At 62.6% G+C, this 25,067-nt stretch carries 27 protein-coding genes and 1 pseudogene; 12 read left to right on the top strand and 16 right to left on the bottom strand.

Features of this window, described 5'->3' with window-relative positions; all coding sequences use genetic code 11:
* Positions 1-202: 202 nt before the first annotated feature.
* From HNQ07_RS21265 to HNQ07_RS21255, 3 genes are all read right to left on the bottom strand, one after another.
* Entirely contained in the window at positions 203-3,226 is a 3,024-nt protein-coding gene (locus tag HNQ07_RS21265; protein WP_184115577.1) for a Tn3 family transposase, read from the bottom strand.
* A gap of 4 nt (positions 3,227-3,230) precedes the next feature.
* Entirely contained in the window at positions 3,231-3,788 is a 558-nt protein-coding gene (locus HNQ07_RS21260) for a recombinase family protein (RefSeq protein ID WP_184115575.1), read from the bottom strand.
* Between the two features lie 222 nt (positions 3,789-4,010).
* On the bottom strand, positions 4,011-4,904 hold the full coding sequence (locus HNQ07_RS21255; protein WP_184115573.1) for a LysR substrate-binding domain-containing protein: 894 nt from the start codon (positions 4,902-4,904) through the stop codon (positions 4,011-4,013).
* A gap of 80 nt (positions 4,905-4,984) precedes the next feature.
* On the opposite strand from HNQ07_RS21255, the gene HNQ07_RS21250 reads away from it, so the two are divergent.
* From HNQ07_RS21250 to HNQ07_RS21235, 4 genes are all read left to right on the top strand, one after another.
* Entirely contained in the window at positions 4,985-6,124 is a 1,140-nt protein-coding gene (locus HNQ07_RS21250; RefSeq protein ID WP_184115571.1) for a TDT family transporter, read from the top strand.
* 62 nt (positions 6,125-6,186) lie between these two features.
* Positions 6,187-7,470, top strand: a complete 1,284-nt coding sequence (locus HNQ07_RS21245) for a molybdopterin-dependent oxidoreductase (protein WP_184115568.1) — start codon at positions 6,187-6,189, stop codon at positions 7,468-7,470.
* A gap of 351 nt (positions 7,471-7,821) precedes the next feature.
* Positions 7,822-8,187 carry a c-type cytochrome gene (locus tag HNQ07_RS24265; protein WP_229782269.1) on the top strand — a complete coding sequence of 122 codons (366 nt, stop codon included), beginning with the start codon at positions 7,822-7,824 and terminating at the stop codon, positions 8,185-8,187.
* A gap of 81 nt (positions 8,188-8,268) precedes the next feature.
* Positions 8,269-8,697 (top strand): hypothetical protein, encoded by a 429-nt coding sequence (locus HNQ07_RS21235; RefSeq protein ID WP_184115564.1) that lies wholly within the window; start codon positions 8,269-8,271, stop codon positions 8,695-8,697.
* Between the two features lie 104 nt (positions 8,698-8,801).
* Here HNQ07_RS21235 and HNQ07_RS21230 read toward each other — a convergent pair whose 3' ends face one another.
* Positions 8,802-8,978 (bottom strand): hypothetical protein, encoded by a 177-nt coding sequence (locus HNQ07_RS21230; RefSeq protein ID WP_184115562.1) that lies wholly within the window; start codon positions 8,976-8,978, stop codon positions 8,802-8,804.
* 56 nt (positions 8,979-9,034) lie between these two features.
* Between HNQ07_RS21230 and HNQ07_RS21225 the strand changes: the two genes are divergently transcribed.
* From HNQ07_RS21225 to HNQ07_RS21215, 3 genes are read left to right on the top strand one after another with little or no spacing between them, the layout of a single operon-like run.
* Complete coding sequence (locus HNQ07_RS21225; protein WP_184115560.1) at positions 9,035-10,672, top strand: beta-propeller fold lactonase family protein; 1,638 nt, start codon at positions 9,035-9,037, stop codon at positions 10,670-10,672.
* 11 nt (positions 10,673-10,683) lie between these two features.
* Positions 10,684-11,418: a plastocyanin/azurin family copper-binding protein gene (locus tag HNQ07_RS21220; RefSeq protein WP_184115558.1), complete on the top strand. Its 735-nt coding sequence runs from the start codon at positions 10,684-10,686 to the stop codon at positions 11,416-11,418.
* Positions 11,419-11,447: 29 nt separating this feature from the next.
* A complete protein-coding gene (locus HNQ07_RS21215; protein WP_157451516.1) occupies positions 11,448-11,897 on the top strand; it encodes a CHRD domain-containing protein in 450 nt (149 codons plus the stop codon).
* 48 nt (positions 11,898-11,945) lie between these two features.
* Here HNQ07_RS21215 and HNQ07_RS21210 read toward each other — a convergent pair whose 3' ends face one another.
* From HNQ07_RS21210 to HNQ07_RS24255, 6 genes are all read right to left on the bottom strand, one after another.
* Entirely contained in the window at positions 11,946-12,650 is a 705-nt protein-coding gene (locus tag HNQ07_RS21210) for an anti-sigma factor (protein WP_184115556.1), read from the bottom strand.
* Positions 12,647-13,201, bottom strand: a complete 555-nt coding sequence (locus HNQ07_RS21205; RefSeq protein ID WP_184115554.1) for an RNA polymerase sigma factor — start codon at positions 13,199-13,201, stop codon at positions 12,647-12,649. Before HNQ07_RS21205 ends, HNQ07_RS21210 begins: the two co-directional genes overlap by 4 nt.
* A 118-nt stretch (positions 13,202-13,319) precedes the next feature.
* On the bottom strand, positions 13,320-13,652 hold the full coding sequence (locus HNQ07_RS21200) for a hypothetical protein (RefSeq protein ID WP_184115553.1): 333 nt from the start codon (positions 13,650-13,652) through the stop codon (positions 13,320-13,322).
* Entirely contained in the window at positions 13,649-14,110 is a 462-nt protein-coding gene (locus HNQ07_RS21195; RefSeq protein WP_184115552.1) for a putative iron-sulfur cluster-binding metallochaperone, read from the bottom strand. The genes HNQ07_RS21200 and HNQ07_RS21195 overlap by 4 nt, the downstream gene beginning before the upstream one ends.
* Positions 14,111-14,143: 33 nt before the next feature.
* Positions 14,144-14,407 carry a MerR family DNA-binding protein gene (locus HNQ07_RS24260; protein ID WP_229782270.1) on the bottom strand — a complete coding sequence of 88 codons (264 nt, stop codon included), beginning with the start codon at positions 14,405-14,407 and terminating at the stop codon, positions 14,144-14,146.
* Between the two features lie 21 nt (positions 14,408-14,428).
* Complete coding sequence (locus HNQ07_RS24255; RefSeq protein WP_229782271.1) at positions 14,429-14,563, bottom strand: MerR family transcriptional regulator; 135 nt, start codon at positions 14,561-14,563, stop codon at positions 14,429-14,431.
* A gap of 461 nt (positions 14,564-15,024) precedes the next feature.
* Here HNQ07_RS24255 and HNQ07_RS21185 point away from each other — a divergent pair.
* Positions 15,025-15,288: pseudogene (locus HNQ07_RS21185) on the top strand (hypothetical protein); the annotation flags it as partial.
* A gap of 4 nt (positions 15,289-15,292) precedes the next feature.
* Here HNQ07_RS21185 and HNQ07_RS21180 read toward each other — a convergent pair.
* The 6 genes from HNQ07_RS21180 to HNQ07_RS21155 form a co-directional block, all read right to left on the bottom strand.
* The gene (locus HNQ07_RS21180) at positions 15,293-16,450 is read right to left on the bottom strand and encodes a hypothetical protein (protein ID WP_184115551.1); all 1,158 of its coding nucleotides are present in this window, start codon (positions 16,448-16,450) and stop codon (positions 15,293-15,295) included.
* Between the two features lie 26 nt (positions 16,451-16,476).
* Positions 16,477-17,319, bottom strand: coding sequence for a serine/threonine protein kinase (locus tag HNQ07_RS21175; protein ID WP_184115550.1), 843 nt, complete (start codon positions 17,317-17,319; stop codon positions 16,477-16,479).
* Entirely contained in the window at positions 17,316-18,017 is a 702-nt protein-coding gene (locus HNQ07_RS21170) for a hypothetical protein (protein WP_184115549.1), read from the bottom strand. The genes HNQ07_RS21175 and HNQ07_RS21170 overlap by 4 nt, the downstream gene beginning before the upstream one ends.
* 194 nt (positions 18,018-18,211) lie before the next feature.
* On the bottom strand, positions 18,212-19,363 hold the full coding sequence (locus HNQ07_RS21165) for an erythromycin esterase family protein (RefSeq protein WP_184115548.1): 1,152 nt from the start codon (positions 19,361-19,363) through the stop codon (positions 18,212-18,214).
* 568 nt (positions 19,364-19,931) lie between these two features.
* Entirely contained in the window at positions 19,932-21,362 is a 1,431-nt protein-coding gene (locus HNQ07_RS21160; protein WP_184115547.1) for a replication initiator protein A, read from the bottom strand.
* A 672-nt stretch (positions 21,363-22,034) separates the two neighbouring features.
* The gene (locus HNQ07_RS21155; RefSeq protein WP_184115546.1) at positions 22,035-22,532 is read right to left on the bottom strand and encodes a hypothetical protein; all 498 of its coding nucleotides are present in this window, start codon (positions 22,530-22,532) and stop codon (positions 22,035-22,037) included.
* Between the two features lie 134 nt (positions 22,533-22,666).
* Between HNQ07_RS21155 and HNQ07_RS21150 the strand changes: the two genes are divergently transcribed.
* The 4 genes from HNQ07_RS21150 (at position 22,667) to HNQ07_RS21135 (ending at position 25,060) form a co-directional block, all read left to right on the top strand.
* Positions 22,667-23,065: a hypothetical protein gene (locus HNQ07_RS21150; protein WP_184115544.1), complete on the top strand. Its 399-nt coding sequence runs from the start codon at positions 22,667-22,669 to the stop codon at positions 23,063-23,065.
* Between the two features lie 407 nt (positions 23,066-23,472).
* Positions 23,473-23,874 carry a hypothetical protein gene (locus tag HNQ07_RS21145; RefSeq protein ID WP_184115542.1) on the top strand — a complete coding sequence of 134 codons (402 nt, stop codon included), beginning with the start codon at positions 23,473-23,475 and terminating at the stop codon, positions 23,872-23,874.
* A complete protein-coding gene (locus HNQ07_RS21140; protein WP_184115541.1) occupies positions 23,867-24,622 on the top strand; it encodes a hypothetical protein in 756 nt (251 codons plus the stop codon). Before HNQ07_RS21145 ends, HNQ07_RS21140 begins: the two co-directional genes overlap by 8 nt.
* A gap of 9 nt (positions 24,623-24,631) precedes the next feature.
* Positions 24,632-25,060, top strand: a complete 429-nt coding sequence (locus tag HNQ07_RS21135; RefSeq protein WP_184115539.1) for a hypothetical protein — start codon at positions 24,632-24,634, stop codon at positions 25,058-25,060.
* Positions 25,061-25,067 lie beyond the last annotated feature (7 nt).

Below are 25,067 nucleotides of genomic sequence, written 5' to 3'. Positions count from 1 at the left end.
GAGCGGAGTTCATTGGGGAAGCACACGAGGTCAACCAAGCGGCAGGGTGCGCCTTCGCCCAGACCTTCGTGCTCGACGACGTCCGGTACGAACTTGTGCTGGACGAGCAGGCCCGGTTGCTGGTACAGGAATGGGTGCCGGGGCCAGGGAGCGAATGGGGTCTGACTAGCGAAGGAACAGAAATCCGCCCTTGGGTTCCAGATCACAATTCAATCTGCTCAAGGTACGCCTGCACGGTGTCAGGATCACGCAGGGGACGCAGTTGACCTTGGGCAATCTCCTCTGGCAGCTTGAATTCGTAAGTTCCCAGCATGCGGATATGCCCATGCAAAAGCGGCGTCAGGCGGGAGATGTCCCGCTCGTTCTCAATCTTCCCGGCCTGTCTCAAGTCGTCCAGGGCAACGCCCATATACCGGGTGTTCCATAGCACGATGGCATTGACCACCAGCCCCAGCGCGCCCAGTTGATCTTCCATCCCTTCCCTGTATTTCTGCCGCAGTTCGCCCTTCCGTCCGTGGAACACAGCCCGGCCCACGCCGTGCCGCTGTTCGCCCCGATTGATCTGCCGCAGGATGCGCCGCCGGTACGCCTCATCCCCGACGTAGTTCAGCAGGAACAGGGTCTTCTCGACGCGGCCAAACTCAGCGATAGCCCGTCCCAGACCCGACAGGCTGCCGCCGCGTTGCAAGGTTCGCATCACCGCCGTGGCTTTGACCTTGCCCAGCTTGAGTGATCCAGCCAGGCGCAGCATGTCTTCCCAGTGGGCGGCGATCAGCCGCTCATCGACGACGTGGCGGCTCAGGTCATCCAGCGCGCCGTAATCGGCCTCGCGGTCCAGTCGCCAGAAGCGCTGATCGGGCAGATCGGCGAGCCGGGGGCTGAAGCGGTAGCCCAGCAGCGCGAACAACCCGAACACCACGTCGCTGGAGCCGTGCGTATCGGCCATAATCTCGCGGGGGTCAAGGCGGGTCTGCTGTTCCAGCAGGCCTGCCAGGATGAACAGCGAGTCGCGCAGCGTCCCCGGAATCACGATGCCGTGAAAGCCGGTGAACTGATCGCTGGTGAAGTTGTAGTACGTCACGCCACGCTGGGAGCCGAAATACTTGCGGTTCCATCCGGCGTGCAGGGTCCTCACTGGCACCACAAAGCGCAGCCCATCGGCGGATGCCACTTCACCTCCGCCCCAGGTGTGCGCCAGCGGCAGGGCGAACTGGGCGTCCACCAGGCGGGCATTGGCCGCCGTGATGGTCTCAGCGCGGACGTAGTTCTGCTGAACCCATGACAGGCGCGACAGGGTGAGCGCCTGAACCTCTGGCGCGGCCACCGCCGCCAGACCGATGTTGCACGCTTGGGCCAGCAGAACCGCTGTGACACTTAAAGGCAAGTCCCGCAAGGTGGAGGTGCCATCGGTGACGTGGGTAAAGGCATCGGCCAGCCCCGTAAAGGCATGCACTTCCAGCAACAAGGCGGCCAGCGGCACGGCGGGAAGACGCTGGGCCACCGCCTGCTGAAGCCGCTGAAGGCTGGGCGGATCAGGGGCTGGTTCCAGAGGCGTCAGGCGTAGCCGGGTTCCACCCGGCTGCCCATCCAGTTGCAAGGCCGTGTTTTGGGGCAAGGTGCGCTCCACCTCGCGGTAGGCACCATCCAGCTCAAGGCGCAGACGTTCCAGCTCTGGTTGGGGATCCAGCGAACGGTTCAGGGCGCGGCACACATCGTCGCTCACGGCGTCCCAGGACGCTCCTTGCAACAACTCGGCACGGGGATCGCCGTAGCGGTCACTGCCAGGGGCAAAGACCTCACGCCGCCGCAGGGCCTGTTGAAGCCGCTCCAGCAGACACAGGGTGTACGCCTGATGATCAGTCTTCCCGCCGTGCGGGAAAACCCGCCGCTGCCAGACCCGCGACACGAATCCCCTGGGGGCGTCTTTCCACTGCGGTCTATCCCGGCCACTCGTTTCCAGCTTTCTCAAAAAGGTCCAGGCGTCTAGCAGGGGCCGGGCGCTGGCCGTGCCGTCCAGCTCGACGGTATGGAGAAAGGCAGGCAGGAAGCGCCGCACAGTGCCATAAGCGTTGCTCAGCGCTTCTGGGCTGGTGTCGGCATCCTCGCTCGCCAGTGCGCTGACGGTGGCTACAGCCTGACGGAGTTCACCTGCACTCACCGCGCGGAAAGCCAGCTCGCGCAAGTCTCCATCTGAAATGGTTTCGTCTAGCAACACCCGCACGGCGTCACGTAGTCTCAGTGCAGCCTGGTCCAGATCCTTGAGTGTCCGTAGCCGTTCCTGCTTACGCCGCACTTCTCCCGTTAGGGTGAGGTGGGTCATAAATTGATCGAACAGATCCAGGGCGTCGTCGGTGGCGCTGCGCTCCAGGGCTTGCAGAAAGATCAGCAACGTGGCCTGACGACGTGCCGGGACCATCCGCAGCAGGGTCTGCGCCCAGGCGCTCTGCGCGTGGCGGGTCAATAGGGCCTGCCGTGACTGGGGAACCTCGCTCAGATCAATGTCGCTGACTCCAAGATCGCGAATCTGCTCAATGCGGTGCAGCGCGGCTTTCAGAGCGGGTGAGGAGATGCGTGTGGGGGAGGTGCGAAGCACCTCCAGCGGCGTGAACCGCGCGTCTGACGGAAGGATGAGCAGATTTTCCAGCGCCTGTCGTTGTGCCAGGCTGAGCTTCTGGCTGAGCTGTTCAAAGGTGCGGGCATGAAAGCGTTCGCGCACGCGGGCCATCAGTCGGGCCAGGACGGTGACGCCTGGCAACACGACTTTCCGGCGAATTAACTGGGCCGTGGCAAGATCAAAAAGAACCGATGGCCGCAGCGCACTCAGTGCCAGTTGAGCGTACAGCCAGCGAATCAGTCGCACGGCCTGCCCGCCGTCAAAGTCACAGTAGCCCAGAGCAGCCACGATGATCCGGCGGTGCTGGTAGCGGGTTTCCTCGCGCAGGGCGTAGCGGGCGATCACGCGGGCGGGCAGATGAAGTTGATCAGCGACGTGGCGGACCACGATGGACGGCACCTGCACAGGGTTGGGCAGGAATGAACCGAGAAAGCGCAGGGTGCAGAGCTGCACGGCAAAACCGAGCTGGTTGTGATCGCGGCGGCGTTCGGCAATCAGGGCCAGTTCGGCTTCGCTCAGGAAAAAGAAGTTGCTGAGTTGTTCGGGGGTGGGATCGCCCGCGTAGCGTCCGTACTGTGCGGCCTGTTCGTCGCTCAGAAACTCGACGGGCATCGCCTTAGCTCTGGCGTTGCAACAGTCGGGTAATGGTGCTGGGATGGACGCCGAACAAACGGGCGCACTGGGCCGCAGTGCGCTGCCCAGCCCCCACCGACTCACGAATGTCCTGCTCCTGGTGCGGCAGCAACTTGCGCTTGCGCCCACCAACGCGGCCTTCCAATCGGGCCTGTTCCAGCCCTGCATTCGTTCGCTCGCGGATCATGGCCCGCTCAAATTCGGCGAACGCTCCCACCATCTGCATCATCATTCGGCCTGCGGGCGTGGTGGTATCTATGGCCTCAGTCAAACTTCGGAACCCCACGCCTTTCTCTCCCAGCAGCTCCATCAGGTGCAAGACATCCTTGAGGCTGCGGCTGAGGCGATCCAGTTTCCAGACCACCACCACATCTCCGGCGCGGAGCTGATCCAGCATCTTGTGCAGCTCAGGACGGTCCCAGCGGCCACCAGAAGCATGTTCGGTAAACACGCGCTCTGCTCCTGCCGTCTTCAATGCACGAAGTTGTGCGGCGGTGTCCTGCTCATTTTGTTTACTGACGCGGGCGTAACCGACTTGCATGGAGCCTCCAGTGTTGCGAAAACGTGTTGCCAGTGTAAATCATTGTGCAACAGAGTTTCGCAAGGCGGGGAGGCTGTCGGGATGGGAGCAGCCAATTCGTTGCGTTATCGGGCGTTTTTGCACGCCTCGTCCCGGATCATTCAGATGGCTCTTCCTCTCTCAGACCTCCGCAAAAGGTTGGCTGACAGGCGGGGCCGAGATCTGGGACTCCCCTCCCCTCCCTCATCCGGCGGGTTCCAGGAAAGTCACGAAGACCTGCACGGCCCTCGACAGCAGTTCAGTGGGCGCGCCCACCACGTCCAGCCGGCGGTCCAGGCCGGGCAGTTCCAGGGGCGGACTGGCCAGCACCCCCGCCGCCACCTCCCGCCGGACGATCAGTTCCGACATGAACGCCGCCCCCAGGCCGCTGATCACCGCCTCCTTGACCGCCTCGCTGCCCGTCAGGGTCAGAACCTCCCGCGTCTGAATGCCCGCTCGCTCCAGCGCAGAGCGCGCCACTTCAAGGGTTCCTGATCCCGGCTCCCGCCAGACCAGCCCCAGCCCACTCAGGTGCGCGGCGTTCAGCGCCGAATGCTGGGCCAGCGGATGCTGCGGGGCCAGCACCAGCCGCAGCGTATCCTGGGCGAAAGTGCGCCGGATCAGGTCGGCAGGCAGCGTTCCGGCCACCCCCTCGATCAGTGCCAGCTCACAGGCCCCGTCCAGCAGCGCGGCCAGCACCTCCCCGGTGTTGCCCTGCTGCACGCGCAGGGTGACCCCCGGGAAGCGGGCGTGGTACTGCGCCAGCACCCCCGGCAACAGGGCTGCGGCGATGGTGCTGCTGGCGGCGATGTTCAGCGTGCCTGTTTCCAGGCCGCGCAGATCGGCGGCGTAGCGCGTGGCCCCGGCCAAAGCGCGTTCAACGGCCACCGCGTGCGGCAGCAGGCCCTGGCCCGCCGGGGTCAGCCGGACGCCGTAACGGTGGCGGGTCAGCAGCGGCTCGCCCACCGCCTGCGTCAGCAGCTTGATCTGGCTGGACACGGCGGGCTGCGTCAGGTTCAGTTCGCCCGCCGCCGCACTCAGGTTGCCGTGACGGGCCACCCGCACGAAGGTCAGCAGATGATCGGGGTTCAGGGGCATGATCCAGATATACACCAAATTTGGGTTGCTATAGCGAATGGCTATTTGAGTTTATAAAAAGGCGGGCCTACGCTGACGTCATGATTGCCCACCCTTCCGCACCAGACACTTCCAGAACTGCTGCCAGCGACGTGCTGCGCGGGCTGACCCCCAACTGGTTTACCGCCAGCATGGGCACCGGCATCGTGTCCCTGATGCTGCCCCACCTGCCCCTCCCCGGCACAGCGGCGCTGGGCGAGGGCCTGTGGATCTTGAACATGCTGATCTTCGCCGCGCTGACCGTGCTGTCGCTGGCCCGCATCCTGCTGCACCCGGCAGACAGCCGCGCCACCCTGCTGCACCCGGCCCAGAGCATGTTCCTGGGGGCCATCCCGATGGGCCTGGCCACGATCATCAACGGCCTGATCGTCTTCGGCGTGCCGCGCTGGGGCGTGGACGCGGCGCTGCTGGCCCGTGACCTGTGGGTCTTCGACGCCGCGCTGTCGGCGGCGGTGGGCCTGCTGGTGCCGTACCTGATGTTCACCCGCCAGGACCACGCGCTGGAACGCATGACGGCGTTGTGGCTGCTGCCCGTGGTGGCCTCGGAAGTGGCCGCCGCCAGCGCCGGGCAGATCGCGCCGCACCTGGGCGTGGCGGCAGCCACGCCGCTGATCTACGGCGGCTACGTGCTGTTTGCGCTGTCGGTGCCGCTGGCCCTGATGATCCTGACCGTGTTCGTGCTGCGGCTGGCCCAGCACAAGCTGCCGGGGGCCGAGCTGGGCGTGAGCATGTTCCTGCCCCTGGGGCCGCTGGGCACCGGCGCGCTGGCCCTGCTGCAACTGGGCGAGGCCGCCCCCCGCGTGCTGGCCGCGCAGGGCCTGGGGGAACTCGGCCCGATCCTGACCGGCGCGGGCCTGCTGGGCGGCCTGGTGCTGTGGGGCTTCGGAACGTGGTGGCTGGCGCTGGCCACGCTGACCACGCTGCGTTTCATCCGGCAGGGCCTGCCGTTCAACCTGGGCTGGTGGGCGTTCACCTTCCCGCTGGGCGTCTTTACAGCCTCCACCTTCAGCCTGGGCAGCCTGACCCACCTGGGCTTTTTCACGGGCCTGGGAGAAGTGTTTGTCCCCGTGCTGGCGGTGCTGTGGCTGCTGGTCACGGTCCGCACCGCGCACGGCGTCTGGCGTGGGGAACTGCTGGGAAAGGTGCCCGCCCTGCCCGCCATCGGCCTGCCCCGCGCTTGAATATCGCGTCTGACACCCTGCACCTCAGCCTCTCCCCCCACCCCGTTCCAGGAGGTCCACGTATGTCCGATTCATCCGCTCCACTCACCCGCCGCAGCGCTCTGGGACTGCTGGGCACCGCTGGCGCTGCCCTGACGCTGGGCCGCAGCGCCCTGGCCCAGCAGAGCCTGCCCAGCGCGCCCGCCCCCACCTTCAGCGGTCCCGGCCCCCTGGACGCCTGGAACGGTCTGGGGCCGCTGATCGCCCTGCCGCAGAAGGTGCCGCTGATCCGCCTGGTGGACCGTCCACCGCTGTACGAGACGCCGCGCAGCTACTTTCAAAGTGCGTTCACGCCCACCGCCGCATTCTTCGTGCGCACCAATCTGTCGGGCTTTCCGGCCAGCGTCGACCTGGGCACCTGGCGGCTCAAGCTGAGCGGCAACGTGAACAAGCCGGTGTCGCTGAGCCTGGCTGAGTTGCTGCGTGACTTCGAGGCGGTCAGCGTGAACGCGGTGATGCAGTGCACCGGCAACAGCCGCGCCCGCTTCCAGCCGCGCCGTCCCGGCGGGCAGTGGGGCAACGGCGCGATGGGTTGCGCCACCTGGACCGGGGTACGCCTGCGGGACCTGCTGGACCGCGCGGGCCTCAAACCCGGCGGCGTACAGGTGCAGTTCCAGGGCCTGGACACCGGGGCAGGTGCGCCCGGCAGCGGTGGGGCCAGCTACCAGAAGAGCCTGAACCTGGATGATCCGGTGCTGGACGAGTGCATCGTCGCCTACGCCATGAACGGCCAGCCGCTGCCGCTGGTCAACGGCTTTCCGGTGCGGCTGGTAGTGCCCGGCTACTTCGCCACGTACTGGATGAAGACCCTGAGCTTTATCCGGGTACTGACCCAGCCGGACGACAATTTCTGGATGACCACGGCGTACCTGCAACCCGACAACGCCCGGGGGAACACGACGCCGCAGGCGGTCAAGGACAAAACGGTCAAGCTGCGCCCGGTGGGGAGTATGCCCGTGCGCTCGTTCATCGTGACCCCGGACGAGACCGTCAAGGTGCCCGCCGGACTGCCCATGACCGTGCAGGGGCTGGCGATGAGCGGGCGCGGCAAGGTCAACAAGGTGGAGGTCTCCAGCGACGGCGGCAAGACCTGGAGCGCCGCGAAGCTGGGCGAGGACCACGGGCGCTACGCCTTCCGCCCCTGGACCTTTGCGTGGACGCCCAAGAAACCCGGTCAGTACACCCTGGCCGTGCGCGCCACCGACACCAGCGGCGGAAATCAGCCGGACGGGGCCATCTGGAACCCGTCGGGCTACCTGTGGACCACGGTGGAGCGTCAGACGGTCACCGTGGGCCAGGCCGGTTAAAGGAGCGTCATGAAATATCCTGAATTGATGGGGCTGCTGTTTCCCCTCGCCGTCCTGGCCGTGGTGGTTCCGGTGGTCACGCTGAGCGTCCGCAACAACAGCGTGCCAGCCGCCACGGCCACCACTGGCGCAACTCCGGCTACGGCCCCCGTCTCCGCCCCTGCCCCCGCACCGTCCCCAGCACAGGCTGCCCCAGCAGCGCAGGCCGCTGCGAATCCCAAATCCGCCGCAGTGTCCGCGTCGCCTGAAACTGCGTCCGGCAGCGCTGAGACGGCCAGACCACAGACCTCCACGGCCCAGACCGCCACAGCTCAGACCACCAGCTCCCAGACCACCCAGCCTCAAAACACGATGGCCCAGTACGCCGAGCAGATGCGCGGCGTGATTGACCAGGCCGCCAGCGGCGCGTACACCACGGACGCCAGCTACGCCATCGGCCCCATTCCGCAGGACACCCCCGCCCTGGCCGAGGGGGAAAACGTGGAACTGGTCCGCAGCAATTGCAGCGTGTGCCACGCCACCACCCTGATCACGTCCCAGCCGCCTCTGCCCAGCGAGGTCTGGCACGCCGAGGTCTACAAGATGAAGGAGAAATACGGCGCGACGTTTATCAGCGACGAGAACGCCGACAGGATCGTGACCTACCTGAGCGCCCACTACACGCCGGAAACCCGCAAAGCGGAGAGCAGCACTGCGCCGGACCGCACCAGCCCGTGACACAGCGCCAGAACGCAACACCGGGACAGTGGCCCGGCAGGATGGGGACGCCCTGGACGTCCCCGTTCAGGAGGTTCCCAGATGAATAGCGCCGCCCACCACCGCCCCCGGATGCTGGCCTCGTTCGCCAACCACATGATCGGCGTGCTGGACGATCCTGATCACGCGGAGGCTGCGCTGCGTGACCTGCGGGTGCAAGAACACCTGCGCGATCAGGATCTGGAATTGCTGATGGGGGACGCCGGCGAGGAGCGCCTCGACTTCACGGGCGAGCGGCACGGCCTGCTGGCCCGCCTGCGCCGCAACGTGCAGAAACTGACCGACGAGTACGAGCATGCGCGGCGCTACGAGCTGGAACTGGCGCGGGGGCACGTCCTTATCGTGGCCGCCGTGCGGTATGAAGTGCAGGCCCAGCGCATGTGTCACCTGCTGCGCGCCCACGGCGCTCACTTCATTCACTATTACGGGCCGCTGATCGTCGAGTCGTTCTGCCCGGACCCGGAAGCCTGACCGCGAGGGGCGAGACGTAGTCCTGGTTCCTGGGCGCGTCGCGTGAGACCGTCGTGACCGGGCCAGCGTTGATCTGATCGCCCCCGGTCCACTGGAATTCGCCTTCAAGAAAAGGAGAAACCTGCTTTTGATGGGCGGGCGATCAGACGCGGCGTACTGTTCCAGCGCGGCGCAGCTTTCGAGGCCAGCGCAGGCAGATCGCAGTATTCATAAAGATCCGGTAAAGACGGTGGTGCATCCACAAAAGGCACGCGGGGCATACGGGTCATGAAGCCGTTCACCCAAGCAGTCTGCTCCGCCTCTATGCCATTTCCGAGCCGTCCCTTCTGAGGTTGTCATGTTCCAGATTCACCGTCCCGTCCTCGTCACCGTCCTTGCCGTCAGCCTGACCGGCGCACTTGCTCTGGCGCAGCAGGCCAGGGGGGGAGGCACCCCGCAGCCCCCGGCGCTCAGTGGCCCCGCCCTCTCCGCGCGCGACCGGGTCTATACCGCCGACCAGACCTCGAACACCGTGACCGTCATCAACCCCGCAACCAACGCCGTGATAGGCCAGATCCCGCTGGGCCATCCCCGGCCCGGGGTGCTGGGGGCGCTCGACGATATGCAGGTCAATGTCCACGGCCTGGGCTTCTCACCCGACGGACGCTATCTGGACGTCATCAGCAACGCCTCGAACGGCGTGACCATCATCCGTACCCGCGACAACACGGTCATGGGAACGGTGTACATCGGGCGTGGCCCCCACGAGGGGTTCTTCACGCCGGATGGCCAGCAGGTCTGGGTCACGGTGCGCGGCGAGGATTACCTCTCGGTCATCGACGTGGCGAGCATGAAGGAGGTTGACCGCATCAGGGTGGCCGGGGGTCCCGGCATGGTGGTGTTCAGCCCGGACGGGCGGCGCGCCTTTGTGGATTCCAGCCGCACGGCACAGCTCGACGTGATCGACGTCCAGACCCGCAAGGTGATCGCCCGCGTGCCGGTGGTCAGTCCGTTCTCGCCCAACCTGGTGGTCACGCCGGACGGCAAGGAGGTCTGGTTGACCCACAAGGACGTGGGCAAAGTGAGCGTCATCGACGCCCGCACCTTCAAGGTGCTGCATGTGCTGGACACCGGCAAGGTCACCAACCACGTGAACGCCGTGACCACCAGAGCTGGCGACTTCATCTACGTTACGGTGGGCGGGGAGGACGTCGTCAAGGTGATCAAGCGTGGTCCGCAGCCGCAGATCGTGGCCACCATCCCCACGGGCTTCACGCCCCACGGCCTGTGGCCCAGCGGCGACAACACGCGCGTGTATGTGGGCCTGGAAGACCAGGACGCGGTGGACGTGATCGATACAGCCACCAACACCGTCATCAAGACCATTCCTATCGGGCAGATGCCGCAGGCGCTGGTGTACGTGGCCAATGCGGTTCCCAGCGGCCCCGGCACCCAGAACCTGAAGACCGTGCGGGTGGGCCTGCCCTCGGTGAAGATCAAGCTGGGCGTGCCAGACAAGCCCTTCGCGTTCCTTCCGGCGGCCCTGAAAGGTCTTTCTGCCCACGTCATCGTCCGCTCCCTGGAGGGCACCGACGACCTGACCCTCAAGGCCGATGGCCTCACGCCCGGCGCTCAGTACAACCTGTTCCTGACCGAATCGGCGGTGGCCCCTTTCGGGATGATGCAGCATGTGCTGGATTTCAAGGCCGACGCCAAGGGCAAGGCTGAGGCGAGCGCGATGACCAGTGTGTTCGATGCGTTCACGCTGCGGGGCACGGCAAAGGACGGGAAGCCCGACGGTGCGGCCATCAAGGCCAGCAAAGTCAACCTCGACCACCTGGTGGTCTGGCCGAAAGACCCCCAGACCACCGCGAAGCTCTTTGCCAATCAGGGTCAGCCGTATGCCGTCTCACCTTTCGACACCGATCTGGAAGCAGGTCCAGCGATCCTGAGCGACAGCAACGACGCTGCCGCCACCAGCCCCCTCACGCGCTAAAAGGACCTGTCATGCTGAGCCTCATCCGTTCCATGTTGCTGCCCGGCCTGCTGCTGACCCCTGCGGCGGCTCAGACCCAGCCCGTCCAGGCTCCGACAAGCCAGGTCTTTCCCTTCACCGTGGTGGGCAAAGTTGCCCAGGCGGCTGGGCAGCTCAGCGTCCGCACGGTCTCGGCGGCCCAGTCGTTGTCGGTGCTGAGCCTGCGCGGCCTGATGCCCAGTACGGCCTATGTGGCCCACTACCACGCCCTGGGAGCGGGCGGGGGCGAACCCTGCGCGTCCAACGGACCCATTACCCTGGGCTTTCCGGCCTTCAAGACCGATGCCCGGGGCCAGGCCACCGTGAGCCTGCGGGCCGATCCCGCACGTGTGCGCGGCACCCTTGGGGCCTACGTTAACGTCCACACCGCGTCTGATCTGACCGACATCCCCCTGTGTGCCGCTGTCCTGAAGACCGCTGCCACGCCAGCCAGTACCGCGTCCCCAGCAACGGCGATAACGGTCAACATCGCCGATAACCGCTTCCAGCCTGCCACCCTGAGCGTCAAGGCGGGCACCACGGTGACCTGGGTTCATACTGGGCAGGTCACGCACAACGTCCTGTCGGTACAGGTGGCTGACCTGCGCTCACCGGACCTGCGTCCAGGGGACCGCTACAGCTACACGTTTAAAACGCCTGGCACCTACACCTATTACTGCTCGTACCACGAAGGCATGAGCGCCGCAATTACGGTGACCAACCGCTGAGGCGGAGTCAATGCACCATGGAGGAACGTATGTTTGTACACAAGATTGTTCTGGGACTGACCGCCACCGCCCTGCTCGGCTCATGCAGCATGATGATGGGGGCCGGGGGCAGCACCTACACCTTCAAGCACAAGGCCAATGCGGCTGACCCCACGGCCATGGGCAAGGCCGTGGCCACCACCAAGGACGGGATGGTCAGCACCACCCTGACCCTCACGGGCCTGACGCCCAACAAGGCCTACATCGCGCATTACCACGCCTTTGGACCGGAATCGAACACCGATCCGTGCGCCTCTAACGGCCCAGTGACCCTCGGCTTCCCGGGCTTCACGGCGGATGCCAGCGGCAACGCCACCACGGCGGTCACGGGCGACATGGCCAAGATTGCCGGTGACCAGGGGGCCTACCTCAACGTCCATTACGCCAGCGACCCCAGCGTCGTGCCGATCTGCGCGCCGGTCAAGATGACCAAGGGCTGAGCGCCCACATCGGGGCGGCCCACACGGAGTCGTGTGGGCCGCCCTTGGTCATCCACCGGGCAGGGTGACACGGCCCAGCGGGTGGGTCGGGGCCGGGCTGCCCCCGGCGGGTTCCACGCTGATGCCCACGGACGCGTAGCCCCGCCAGGCCACCTGCATCACGGTTCCGCCGGTGAAGCCCAGACTGACCGGCTTCCTGGCCTGCACCGCGTCGGTCTGGCGGCCCCACGCCTGGTACACCTGTCCGTCCGGCGCGGGAGTCAGGAGGACCACCAGGGCCTGCCCGTCTGCGCGGACGAGCAGGGTGCCAAATGCCTGGCCGTCCCGTGACGCGAGCGTGAGCCGTGACGCGCCCCGCGCTTCCCACTGCTGGACTGTGGCCTGCTGGGACGGCGCGGTCATGAGGCGGGTCCCGATGGTGCCCAGCGCCAGCACGATGACAGCGGCGGCGGCCAGCCACGGCCAGCGTCCACGCTGGCCGTGGGGTGATCTGCCGACTGGCTGCCAGAGCTTGCTGGTGCCAGGAGTCGCGATAAGACGGCGGGCCTGAATGCGGTCCCAGGCGTTGTCCGGCAGGGCCGCCCCGGGCAGATCGTCGGCCAGCGAGAACAGCGCGTCGCGCAGCCGGGCCACCTCGGCGCGGCAGGCGGGACAGGCGGCCAGATGGGTTTCGACCGTGTCGGCCTCAGACCCGTCCAGATCTCCAAGGACGTACCCGGGCAGCAGGTCCGTGGGATGGCCGTAGGCGGTCATGGCTGCATCCTTTCACGCAGTTTGAGCAGGGCGCGGCGCAGGCGACTCTTGACGGTGCCCAGGGGCAGCCCGGTGCGGACCGTGAGTTCGGCGTGGGTGAACCCACCGAAAAACATGTCCTCAAGAAGCTGCCGGTCTGACGCGTTCAGGGCGCTCAGGGCGGATTCAATCAGGGCCTGATCCAGGGGGTCATGCCTGGGAGCGGATGCTGGCAGATCAAAGGCTGGATCGCACAGCGCGCCGTCCCGGGCCTGGGGCCGGGCGCGCCGGGCGCGCAGGCGCTCCAGGCACAGGTGATGGGCGATGGTCAGCACAAAGGTCTGCACCGTCCCGCGCGCCGGATCGTAACGCCCAGCCTGCGCTTCCAGGCGCAGGAAGGCGTCCTGGAGGACTTCCTCGGCGTCCTCTGGAGAGGCCAGCATCCGCAGGCACACACGGTAGGTCACGCCAGCGAAAGCGTCGTAGAGGGCTTTGAGGGCACCGTCCTGCCCCTGCTGGAGTTGCGCGATCAACCGCTGATGATCCAGAGCGGTCGGCAGGGTGGCGGGCATAACCGCAGTCTGCCGCACCGACTGCCCTTGCCGGGCATGAAGCCCAGAGGGAAGGGCAGATGCGGAGAAGATGGGCATACCTCTTGTATGCGCCCAGAGGGCTGGCTGGATGCACCGCTCAGGCAGGGAGGGGAAACGCTGCGCCTTGGATCAGCCCCGGCACAACCGAGCGACAGAACTGGTGAACGGCGGCGCAAATCTGGCCATCATCCACAAACGGCTGAGACACCAGCACTTTCAAACCACGCTCCGCTCCGCCGAAATCAGCGGTGGGGCCGCAGACCAGGAAGGGCGGCCATAGCGTTGCCAGCGCAACTGAAACGTAGGAGACCTTCACGAATGGCGGCGTGCCTACAGCGCTCGTCCCAGGAACAACAGCCCGACTACCAGAAGCGGCACCCGCGCTCAACACTCCATCTCCGCCGATCACCACGGCGTCGTAGCGCGTCATGTTCGCTCCTGGCGGTTCAGACTCCGCAGAACGGTCACGACATTGCCCAGGCAGCAACTGCCCTGCGGGTTGTTGACCTCGCACCCGCAACGCCCGGCCTGCACGTGCGCGCGGATCGACGCCTCCAGCGCCTGACCCGTGCCTGTCACTGCGGCCCGTTCAAGGTCAGCCCGCGTGTGAGCAAAGCAGTAACAGACCGGAACTCCAGCCGCCTGATCCTTCTGGAAGACCGGCACCTTGAGATCTCCCGTGCCGTAGGTCTGAGACGGGCTGAAGTACACCACGTCGCAAACCGGGTCCGGGCACAGCCGGAAGGTCTCTTCCGGCGTGAGTCGCGCCAGGGCAGGCGGGGTCAGCAGGGCCTTGAGCGTGATCAGCGGCACCGCTTTTCCACGGATGCCACTGGCCGGACAGGCCGTGGCGTCGTGGACTTCGGGGGCGCAGCAGTTGGATTCCATGCCCGAAGCTAAAGTCTCCCCCCAGGGGGAGAGTCAAGGGACCGCTGGATTCAGGTACACGCAGCCGGGGGAATCGCACTCGGGATCAGGGTGCGTCTGGGCATACGCCAGCCGCCCGGCGAGTTCCGCTTCCAGCGCCTGAAGCTGGGTCAATTGCCGCCGCACCGCCTGAAGATGCACGCGCAACTCTTCGTGCACCTCCGCGCACGGCTTGTGGCCGTCTGCGCGCACGCGCAGGATGCGGGCGATCTCGCTGAGGCTGAATCCGACATGCTGGGCGGACCGGATGAACTGCACGCGCTCGACACTCTCGGTGCTTTACGTCCGGTAGCCGCTCGCGGTGCGCCCATGCTTCAGCAGGCCGAGGTCTGTCCAGTAGCGCAGGGCCTTGACCCCTTCACCGGTTTCGGCGGCCAGGTGTCCGATGGAGAGCGGCGCAGCTTGAGCGGTCATGCCCCGAGTGTCGCAAGTTTGTGGTCAGGGCATCGTGGGATGGGTTGCCCCGCCCAGGCTGACTGGAAGTGAGCTGGCCCCTTCCAGTGAGGGCACTCCCCGGTAGCCCTCCCCAGGTCTTATTTTCGTTCAGGATTGAAAATTTGCTGGATCGTGCCTTGACCCCTGCGAATTCAAACTCCCCAAAGAAATTGCCCAGGGCCGACTGCGTCCCCTGCGCGATCCTGACACCGTGCAGGCGTATTTTGAATAGATTGAATTGTAATCCGAGTGACAAGGGCGGATTCCTGTTCCGCTGCTAGTCGCACCCCCGAATCGGCCATCCTGCGGCCCGTCGCCCATCCCCGCGGTCTCCCCTACCCTAGAGGACTGAAACGGGTGAACGGGTATCGGGACTGAGGGGGCAGCTCCCGGATGCAAAAGACTGTTGCTGATGGGTATCAATGCCGACGAGCTAAGCCCTGGGCATCCGCCGCGAGATTCAGGATGTGCAGGACGTGCTGATCGCGGCAGCCGACAGCTCGCTGAAGCACGCGCCTCACACCCAGGACGACCTGATGCAGGAGGAGTGGACGCGGGCGTACAGCCGCGAGACCGCCGCCTACCCGACCGGCACGCAGAAGCAATGGCAATACTGGCCGAGCGTGGATAGAGTGGACAACGTGTACGGCGACAGGAATTTCGTGTGCAGCTGCCCGCCGGTTGAGGATTGGGTGGAGGCGTAAATTATCACCATTTGCGCTTTAGCTGCCCTCTTCTTCTAAGTACTAGCATATTAAGCGCATCAACAACGGCTTCCTGACCTAGTGAAATGTCTCTAGGGGCAGATTTTATACCAGAGCTTTTCAATAACGTAACTTGAGTGCTTGCATGATCAAGTTTAGCCAAGTAATTACTCATCGTTGTATCAAATGTAGCCAACTTCAAGGTTTCTGCCTGATTTCGCAAACGATCAAGGTAGTAAAAGAATGCTATGTTGAATTCGGCAATGAGTGAAGGTTGCGTCGCAATATATATTTTTTTGCCTGGTTCTACGTCATGCGGATGTTTCGGCAATATAGCCCCTATTAACCCCGATTTTTTCGCAGCATCCAGAGTATTTACCTTAAATTCACTGAAAAGATCTGGGGAGTAGATCCATATAGATTTGTTTCTGAATTCCGCCTCGCTTTCCATGAATTTATCCTGCGGGAACACCCTAACATTCATCCAACTACCTGAACAAATATAATCGACATTCGCACATGCCAAAGATAGCATCTGTTGGTTCGAGTATCCAAAGACTACTATTTTGCCCCTAACTTTTAGTCCAGCACAAAGCTCCATAGCATTCGTCATCCAAGTCTCGTCGCTCACTATATAGTTACTGTCTGGATGCTCCAAAACTACGTAGAACCCGTCAACGTCCCATTTGTTCGAAGCGTCTAGAACCGCCTGTATTTGCGAATCGTCTCTTACCGCCTTACCGCCTAGAGCAATAGTCATTAACATTTTTTCTTGTTTTTGATGCTTTTTTGCAGACTCTCTTATCATCTCTTGATATTTCAGCCACATTACATCAACCCTAGGAGCTAATAGGCCAGGTAATATTACATACTTAGTATCTAATTCAGCATTTTTCTTCAAGATATCTATAACTAAACGATCAAGTTGTCCAGAAGACCAAAAAGCCATAGTATCATAAGTAGAGGGCCAAAAAGAATAATCCTTCAATTTTTTCAGATCGGAGTGAGGTAAGTAGAATTGTGGGTCAAAACAAACCTCACCTCGCTTTTTGTGTATTTGTTTGCTGAGTCTAAGCATAACCTCTTCTTTGACGTCTCTTGGACTCAGAATTACTAGACCCTCCCCCCAGTGGGCCAACAAATCTAATGTGAGTTGCTTCATACCCCATCCGTACTGGAGTGCTAATTTCACAGTTTTTCCATGATTTGGTTGATCCATTCGGCAGCGTCAGCAGCAGAAATCGGCCTGTGTTCTTGAGTAGGCTGCGTTAATTCATAAATAAGATCTTCAAATTCACCGTCCGATGTAAAACCAGAGAGCTTAGGTAAGCGCTCATTTTCCACTTTGTCCAAAACGTCTAATGGGCCCTTAGCATTATGGTAATATGGGTTTCCTCCGGTCAAACACTCATATAGCGTAACTCCAACAGAAAAGAGATCTGATCGTGAATCTATCTCTCCTTTTCGGTTTCTAAACTGCTCCACTGGTGCATATCCGGGTGTTGAAGCTCCCATTACATCACTAGTATTTGTAAGAGAATCCATTTCTAAATGTCTTGCTATGCCGTAATCAAAAAGCCATAAAGCACCGGCATCATCAATCATAATGTTGCTTGGTTTAATATCTCTATGCACTATATTTTTGGATTCAGCTTCAGCTAATATATCCAACAACGCATGAGCATATGGAATCACTTCATCAAACTTCAGACTACCCTCTATTTTTATCTTTTCTGATAAAGTAGTGCCACTGATCTTTTGCTCAATCACGTAAAATACTGTGCCAACAGTTGTCGTTATCTCGCCACTTTCAAAAATTTTGGGCGTATTTTTTATAGCCATTAATGTCATTGCCTTAATCTCTCTTTCGATTCTTTGTATGTCCGAGCCGGATTCAAACAGCTTTAATATAACATCTCCAAACTGTGAATGTGAGATGGTATAGACCGCCTTTTGACCGCCGGAGGTCAGATAGATAGCATTTGAGACGTCATCGAAGAGAGATTCAACATCGCTAGCTGATAAAATCATGCGTTCACTTTACCATTTGAGAAGAGAATCATTTCATTCATCATCCAGTATCCGTATGTTGGAACTAAATCGTGGGTGCCAACATGCTTCATCTGTTCTCCGTTAAATATTACGCCGACACCTAATATCCTTGCTTGGTCAATTATTTTATCTTTATTATTGTTCTCTCTAATTAATAGATAAACTTCCTCACCGAGCCAAAAGTAGTTACTGGCTTGTATTATTCCGCCACGCCAATCATGAATTTTCGCTTCTATGGTCAATATTCTATCTATAACACCTTTTTTCATCTTTGAGTAGGCGAAAAGTTTCCTCCCTTTATGGTAAATCATTTTTTCAGATATCAGTTTATCAATAGATTTTTTACAGTCATGACTAAACGTGCTTACTATATCTTCCAAATCCGCGCCGCTGCTTTGCATTATGTACTGCATAATTTTAATATCTTTCTTAGAGAGAACAGACCTTCGATGCGAAAAGTCACCGAGTTTCGATCTATTCCAATAGACCGCCACGACATCTGGTGCGCCCGCGTTAAATCGAGGCTCCACTAAAACGATTAAATCCTGATTTCTATTTGGCTTAGGCAGAGAATGCTCAATGAAATTGCGAACCATCTCATATTCTGGCCCTTCAGTCGGTTTCCTGAACTTAAGGCCAGTAGTGCCCTGAGATGAGTGGTCAAATATAAGTGTCATAGATTGAGAACATTATAGGGAACAAAAACTTGGCCGTGAGCAAATTTGACGGACTAGGCTTTGGCCGTCCTCAACACCCTGCAAGCGACCGCCTAAGCTATCGGTGCCGCGCTCCAGCCTGTGCTTTGGCGGGGTGAGGGGGCGCGGTGGGGGATGAGCGGCAGGAGTGGGGCTGGCGCTTAGATGGAGCGCCCCTACACGCGGCATTCGCGCTCATCCGGCAGTTCCGCCGCCGCCGTGGTGCGCGGCCACCACGCCAGTAGGTCAAAGTCACTCAGCGGCCTCAGCACCTGAAACGCCTCCGGCTGCGCCCGCCAGGCCACCTCGTCATAGCGCGTGCCAAGGAAACGCCGAAGGCGTGGGGGCGTCGCCGTCCCCATCAGATCAAACACGGCGGAGTTCTCGTTTAGGAACTCCACCTCTACAAATGGCGCTTTCGGGGCCTCAACCCTGAACCGTCCCAGCACGCCCCCTGGTGCCGTCAGGGACTTGGCGCGCAGCTCTCCTTCCCCGAACAGCATGCCCAGCGAGAGGTACCCCTCCCCCAGCGCCTCCCGCAGCACATAGCCCAGGGCCGGACTGCCGAAGAAGTCCTCGCTCACCGCCACATGCTCGTTGTGCGCCCACAGCACCGTCAGTCCCTCCTCCGTCAGCGCTTCCAGCAACATCTCGGCCATGAAGCGGTCGCGCCGCCCCAGGCCCTCGGGATTCCGCTCGTCCAGGTACACCTCGGCATGCCGGCGCAGATGCCGGGCGTCGTGCCGGATATAGGCCAATGGGTGGCTCGTCTCCAGGGCACGCAGGGCGTCGACCAGCTCAGGAGCGTCGGTGGCCGGAAGTTCCTCGGCGGCGAGACAGGTCAGGGCCAGGCGCAGGTCAGGCTCGTGTGTTAGCAGCAGGGCCGCCAGTCGGATGGCCACGCGCGCAGGCCGCTGAACGTCCACCCCCACGAAGCGCACGCGCTCGGCCTCAGGCAGCCGGGCATTGTAGGCACTCAGCCACTCGATCACGGCCAGCACCTCGGCGGTCTCCCAGATCCAGTACTCCTGGGCGAGCAGGGCTGTCCGGGCGTCGCCCTCACCGTGACGGACGTAAGCGTCGATCAGTTCGGCAGGGCCGGCCGCACACTCGAAAGCGAGGACACGCAACAGGCCCCGGTCGGCGAGCAGGCGCAGCAGGCGGTGCTTGAGCACGAAGGCCTCGTGGGTGCCGTGCGTCGGCTCCCCGAGGCCCACGACCTGGGTGCCGCGCAGCACTTCCAGCAGGGGCAGGAAGTCAGCGTCCGGCAGGGCTAACGGGTCGGCGCTCAGCGGGCATAGGCGTGGATAGGCGGAGGTGGAGGTCATGGACGGCTCCAGGATATGGGCCAGGACACCACGGCCGCGACCAGATCCTCGTCAGACACCCAGAACGCGGCCACGTCTGCGGGGCCCTGACCGTCCGCCTGCTCCCGATGCGGTTGCCGCCAGGCCCACTTGAGTGATGATCTTTTAAGAAGTAAAAGCTTTAAAAGAATTGATTGATCATCATCAAGGAGGGTATCTCCCCGCATGCAGGACGGTAAATTCTACGATTTTCCCCCACAAACTACGAGGATTTCCCCCACAAACTACGAGCTTTTGGCCCGATTTTCCCCCACAAACTACGAGCCTGACCCCCACCCCTTCCCCCACAAACTACGAGCTTTTTCCCCCGCAAACTACGAGTCTGACCGGAGAGAAAGGAGGGGTCTTATTCCCTCTCAGGCGTGTTTTCCCCCGCAAACTACGAGCCTTTTTGCCCACTTTCCCCCGCAAACTACGAGCCTGCCCTGCTCGTGTCGCGCTCAGCGTCTCAGACGCTCTTTTTGAACTTCTTCCCCGGCAAACTACGAGGATTCCCGCCGCCCTTTCCCCCGCAAACTACGACACCCGGTCAAGGCGTCAGGGAGGGCGTCCAGGCGTCCCGCAGCAGGTCACGCACTTCCTGATACACCGCGTCCTGAGCGGGCTGGCCCTGGCTGAGCGCCTGTATGGAGCGCCGCACGAGCTGCCGGCCGTCGAGCTGGCCCTGGGTGAGCCGTTCGCCCAGCTGGCTGCGCTCGGAAGCGTCCAGGCGTCTGAGCAGCCCGGTCAGGCTGAGCTGCCGCAGCACCCAGTCCAGCAGGGCCTGGCCGCTCAGCTCCGCCACCTCACCCTCGTACTTCGCCTCCAACTGAACGAGATCAGGCTCCGGCACGGCACGTGCTCCAGCCGGTCGGGGGGACGCCGCCGAGGCCCCAGGGACGGCCCCGGCGTCCAGACCGGCATAGTCCTCTGGCCGCGTCACCATGGCCACCATCAACCCACCCCGGTTGCCCACCTCGGTGCGGGCAGTCTTGAGATAGTGGTCGAAACGCACCGCTGCCTGCGCAATGCGGTCAGGAAAGACATTGGTCAGGCGCAGGGCCATCCCCCGCTTCACGCCCCGCGCGAGGAGTTGCTCGACCAGCTCGGGCCGCTGGGTCTGGGGCGGCTCACCGAACACGTACTCCAGCGCCGCGCCCATGCCCCGGCCGCGCCACACCACGTCCTGGAGGTAGTGCCGCGCCACCAGTTCGCTGTGGGCGCCCGAGAGCGCGTCGCGCACCTTGTCGGAGCGTGCCGAGAGGATGCCCAGGCTGTCGGCCCAGTCGCGCAGGGCCACGCTGAAGCCCGGCGCCAGGCCGTCGCTGCGCGCCTCGTCGAAGCGCCGCGCGTCCAGCTGACGGTACAGCGCCCGCACCAGCGGTTGGCTCAGGCTGGTGTAGAAGGCCACGTCGAGCGGCTTGATGTAACCGGCCCGCAGGTTCTCCATGATCGGATCGGCCAGGCGCACGGTCAGCACGCTCGCGCCGCCCAGCTCGCTCTTGGCGTTGTAGGCGAGGTAGCTCACCTGACTGAACATCTGGGTGCTCCACATCTGGGCGCCCTGCCGGTACCAGCCCTCCTTGACGGTGTACTTGGCATCGGTCAGCCGCTTGAGGGCCGTCTCCAGAATGCGGTAGTACTGCACGGTGGTCGGAAAGCCGCTGGCCTTGAGCAGCCGGTAGGCGCTGGTGCTGAACTTGCCGTCGCTGGGGAGCCCGGCCTCGAAGCACAGGCTGATCAAGCCCACCATCACGTCGTTGTCCAGGCCGTGCGGCACCGTCTGGCCCTCGGAGACGGTGCAGACGATGGAGGCGGGCCGGCCGTCCGGTAGCGTGACCGCCCGCGACCAGGTGCGCAGGGTGGCCGGCACGGTTTTCTGGGCGCTGATGAGCCCCAGGCGGCCGAGGTTGCGTTCGTCGTGACCGGTCATCCCGGCGTCCCCGGGCAGGGGAACGGGGCGCACGGCTTTGGGGGGCATGGCACCATTGTACCGGGCGGATCCGGCGGGCCTGAATCCATCTGCCTGACTGCCGGCCAGCGGTGGCCGCACACAGAGGGACGATGTGGACACGCTCTGGTCAGTGTTCGGCCGTCGAAGCGGCCGCAGGCGCGCCTACGGATCATGGTCGATCTCCCCCAAACGCTGACCAGATCTCCTCAGAAATGACGGGATGTACGGGGTCAGAGCGAGAACCGCTCGGCTGACCACAGTCATCACTGGTTCGCTGGTGGTGCACACTGGGCCGCCGCGTTATGGCGAGCGTCCCAGCACCCGCGCCACCCGTACCTCCTTCCTCGTCTCCGCCCGTCACCACCCGGAAGTACGGCACAGTCGACTCCGGCACACCCAGGGCGATCAGAGCGCAGGTGCGTGACCTGACCAGCAACACACCGGCATGCCTGCAACCCGGAGGGCGCCACGGACAAGCCGATGACAGTGCTGTCATGTTCTGCCTGGGCGGGGCGTCCCGGCCACCGTCATCCCCCACAAGGCTCGCTTTTGATTGCGAACCGCAGTTGGTGAAGGTCTGGGACGTGCACGGCATGGTGCGGAGCTGGAAGCCGGAGACCGCGTGAATCTGCCCCACGGGAGGGGTAGGCCGGGCCGCTTTCGAGAGGCCCACGCCCACGGCCGCCCTCACCACGAGCATCAGCCGGGAACCAGACAGACCTGCGTCCCTGAAACGCCGAACAGCAACCGCTCCCGCACATTCTGTGTGTGGCTGTCGAAGAACCCGACGAAGGAACCGCGCTCGAACGTGGCCACCATGAGCTGTGCATCTCCCTGCGGCACCCACGCGAGCTTGCCTGTCAGCAGCACCAGGTCTTTGCCAAGCTTCAGGCCCGAGCCTGTGAACGCGAGCGACAGCCCTTCCAGCACGGCGTCCGTAATCTCATCCTCGGGAATACCCGCATTCAGCAGTCGTGCGCCGGCTGGAATGACGGGCCGACCGTCGGGGTCAGCGCGGAAAGCCAACGCAGTACAGACGGAGGCCTGGGGTACGGGGGTGACCTCTTCGGCTTCAAGAACCGGCAGCAGATTGGCCGTTACTCGGGAGGCTACCGTGAGCGATTGGGCGAAGGCCGCACCTCCATCAGTTGAGATCAGCAACAAACCACTCACCAAGACTATGCGAAGATTTCCCATATATCTACTCTAATTGAGACTGCGTCAGACAGCAAACGTTCTAGACATACTGTGTGGAGATTGAGAGGCAGCGCCAAACATAACCCTGCTCATCCGGCTTGAGGAACCCACCTCATTCCGCGTACCATGTCGCCATGACCAGCGCAGTGAACACCCGACCGGCCCCCGTCGCCTTTCTGTCTGACCTCATCGCTGACATTCCCAGTGACCGTCGCCAGCGCTTCATCATCAACCTGAAGAACGCCATACGCATCGGCGTGTTCGACGGCGCTCCTGTCAATCACCTCTTCGACATGGAGTACGTCGGCCGGGGTGAACACAGCCGACCCGCGAGGAAGACGGCCTCGGAGCGGGAGTACGCCGTGGAGAACACCGCCGAGTTTCAGGCGTGGCTGGAGCAGCAGACCTCGGCTCCCCTGCGGCTGTCCCCATTCGCCACGAAAGACGCCATCCTCAGCGGCAGCGTCAGCATGAAGGACTTGGCTGAACAGTTCCGCCGACGCACGGGCAACCGCAAAGGCAAGCGCAAGTAAGCCTGTCACTTCCCCCAGAGAGGCACATGGTGGGGTTGCGTGTGCCTTTCTGCTCTGGCCTGGCCCAATCACCCGGTAGACCAGCCAGCGCAAGCACCAGCAGCAGCGGGGCAGAAGGCGGGTTGCGAGATCGGCGTTCAATCAGAGCGCGAAGGCACGGGCCCGTGCTGGGGTCTCCTGGGCCAGGATTCCTCCCGTTCTAGGCGAGCGCGGTGTCGTGGGTGTGGGGCGCCTGGGACGAGGCGACTGCATGGAACCCCTCTGAACGCTCCCCTCCAGCGGTGCTACGGGGAGCAGAGGGGTTAGGGCAGGATAAGAGACGTCTACGATGGAACATTTCTGCATACTAGAACGAGAAATGATCGTCTACGACTTGTTTTTTCGTCTACGATTTGTATGCTTGTGGTATGGCAAGGATTTCGGTGAGTGCTCGTGTGGAGACAACGGTATGCGAGCAGATAGACAAATTGGCGGTGTCCAACGGCATCACGCGGTCGCAGATGGTGGAGGAGCTGCTGGTGCTCGCGCTGGGGCAGCAGGAGACCGAGCTGGCGTCCACCTTTCTGATGCCGAGGTTAGAGGGCATTCTCACGGGCCTGTTTGACCGGCATCTGCGAGACCTGCGACTGGTGATGGTGCACGCGGCGGTCGAAAGCAATATCGCGTCGAGACTGACCCTATTCAAGTACAAGGAGGACAACGGATACGACGTCAATCAGTTGTCCGGCCTGCGCGATCACGCGTACAAGACGGCCGTGAAAAACCTGCGCCGCAAGGGCGTGAGGGAGGAGGATCTGAGCGATGAGTAACGGCTTGGGGCGGGGCAAGGAGGTTCGCTCCTCACCCCCGCGTGCAGCGCAGGTGCAGCGGATTCAAATGCGTGCGGCGCGGCGCGGGGGCGGCCCAACGACACGGGTGGTGATCAAGGCGAACTACGTGCGCGTAGGCGGCCCGCGCGGGCCGAGTGCGGCAGGAACAGGAAAGGCGTTCGCTTCCGCCAACTACATGATGTTTCGCCCCGGAGAAGACGGCGCACATCGGCAGGCCTTCAATGGGAAGGAGGTCATGGATCCCGATGACGTGCATAAATTTGTAGGTGAAAGCTGCAAACATTTCCCATATGCTTACCGTGTGGTGATGAGCCCAGATCACAACTTCGGAAATGAGACGACCCAGGAGTGGGCGGCGCGAACCTTGACCGCTGCCGGATACACCCACTTCTTCGTTGTGGCTCATGCCGGGGAGAAGGGACACACGGAGCATCCCCACGCACACGCCATGGTGTTCACCGACGGCAAGCTCACCCGTGACGACTTCAAGGATCTACGCGAGTTTGGCGACGTCCAGGCGAAGGTCATGGAGATGCGTTTCGATCACGACCGCCACATGAAGGAGGAGCTCTGGAAAGCGCAGCGGCAGGAGGCGTTCACGAAATGGCTGGAAGCCAAACGCGAAGTCAGTTCGCAGGGGGTCGAGGACGGAGGCGGCTCTCGGAAGGAGGATCGTGAAAAGGAAAACACCAAGAAGCAGCAGGCTTCGTTCGGAATGGAGATGTGAGGTGCGGTCATGATGCACGTTGACCAGCGCCCACGCCTGCTCTTCATGATTGGACTTGCCCTGATCGCCGCGTCACTGATGACGGGCTATTCGGACGCTGCCGAGGCCTGGACGAGACTCTTCAAGAGCATTCAGGAGCAGTACCACGCCCGTTACGGCGTCCAGCTGGAGCCGCTGAACTACATCTCGGATTGTGTGACCAAAGCGAGCTGCCGCCGCGCTTACATGAATGCCTGGGGTGTGCCGTGGTGGGAGCTGCTGCTGTTGCACACGAACGCAGTTCTTGGATTGACCTTTGTCGGCTACTCGCGGTTCTGGCGTCCTGAGCAGTGGTTCTACCGACGTGCGCGGGTGGACTCCGGGCGCATGGACGAGTGGCGCGATAAGAGCAGCAGGCAGCCCAAAGACACCTTGAGGGTCGTCAGGCCGAAGGAATGACCCTCCC

It is taken from the genome of Deinococcus metalli, assembly GCF_014201805.1.
Classification (GTDB): Bacteria; Deinococcota; Deinococci; order Deinococcales; family Deinococcaceae; genus Deinococcus; species Deinococcus metalli.
The sequence above is the reverse complement of the archived record's forward strand: the minus strand, read 5'-3'. Positions and strand labels throughout refer to the sequence as shown.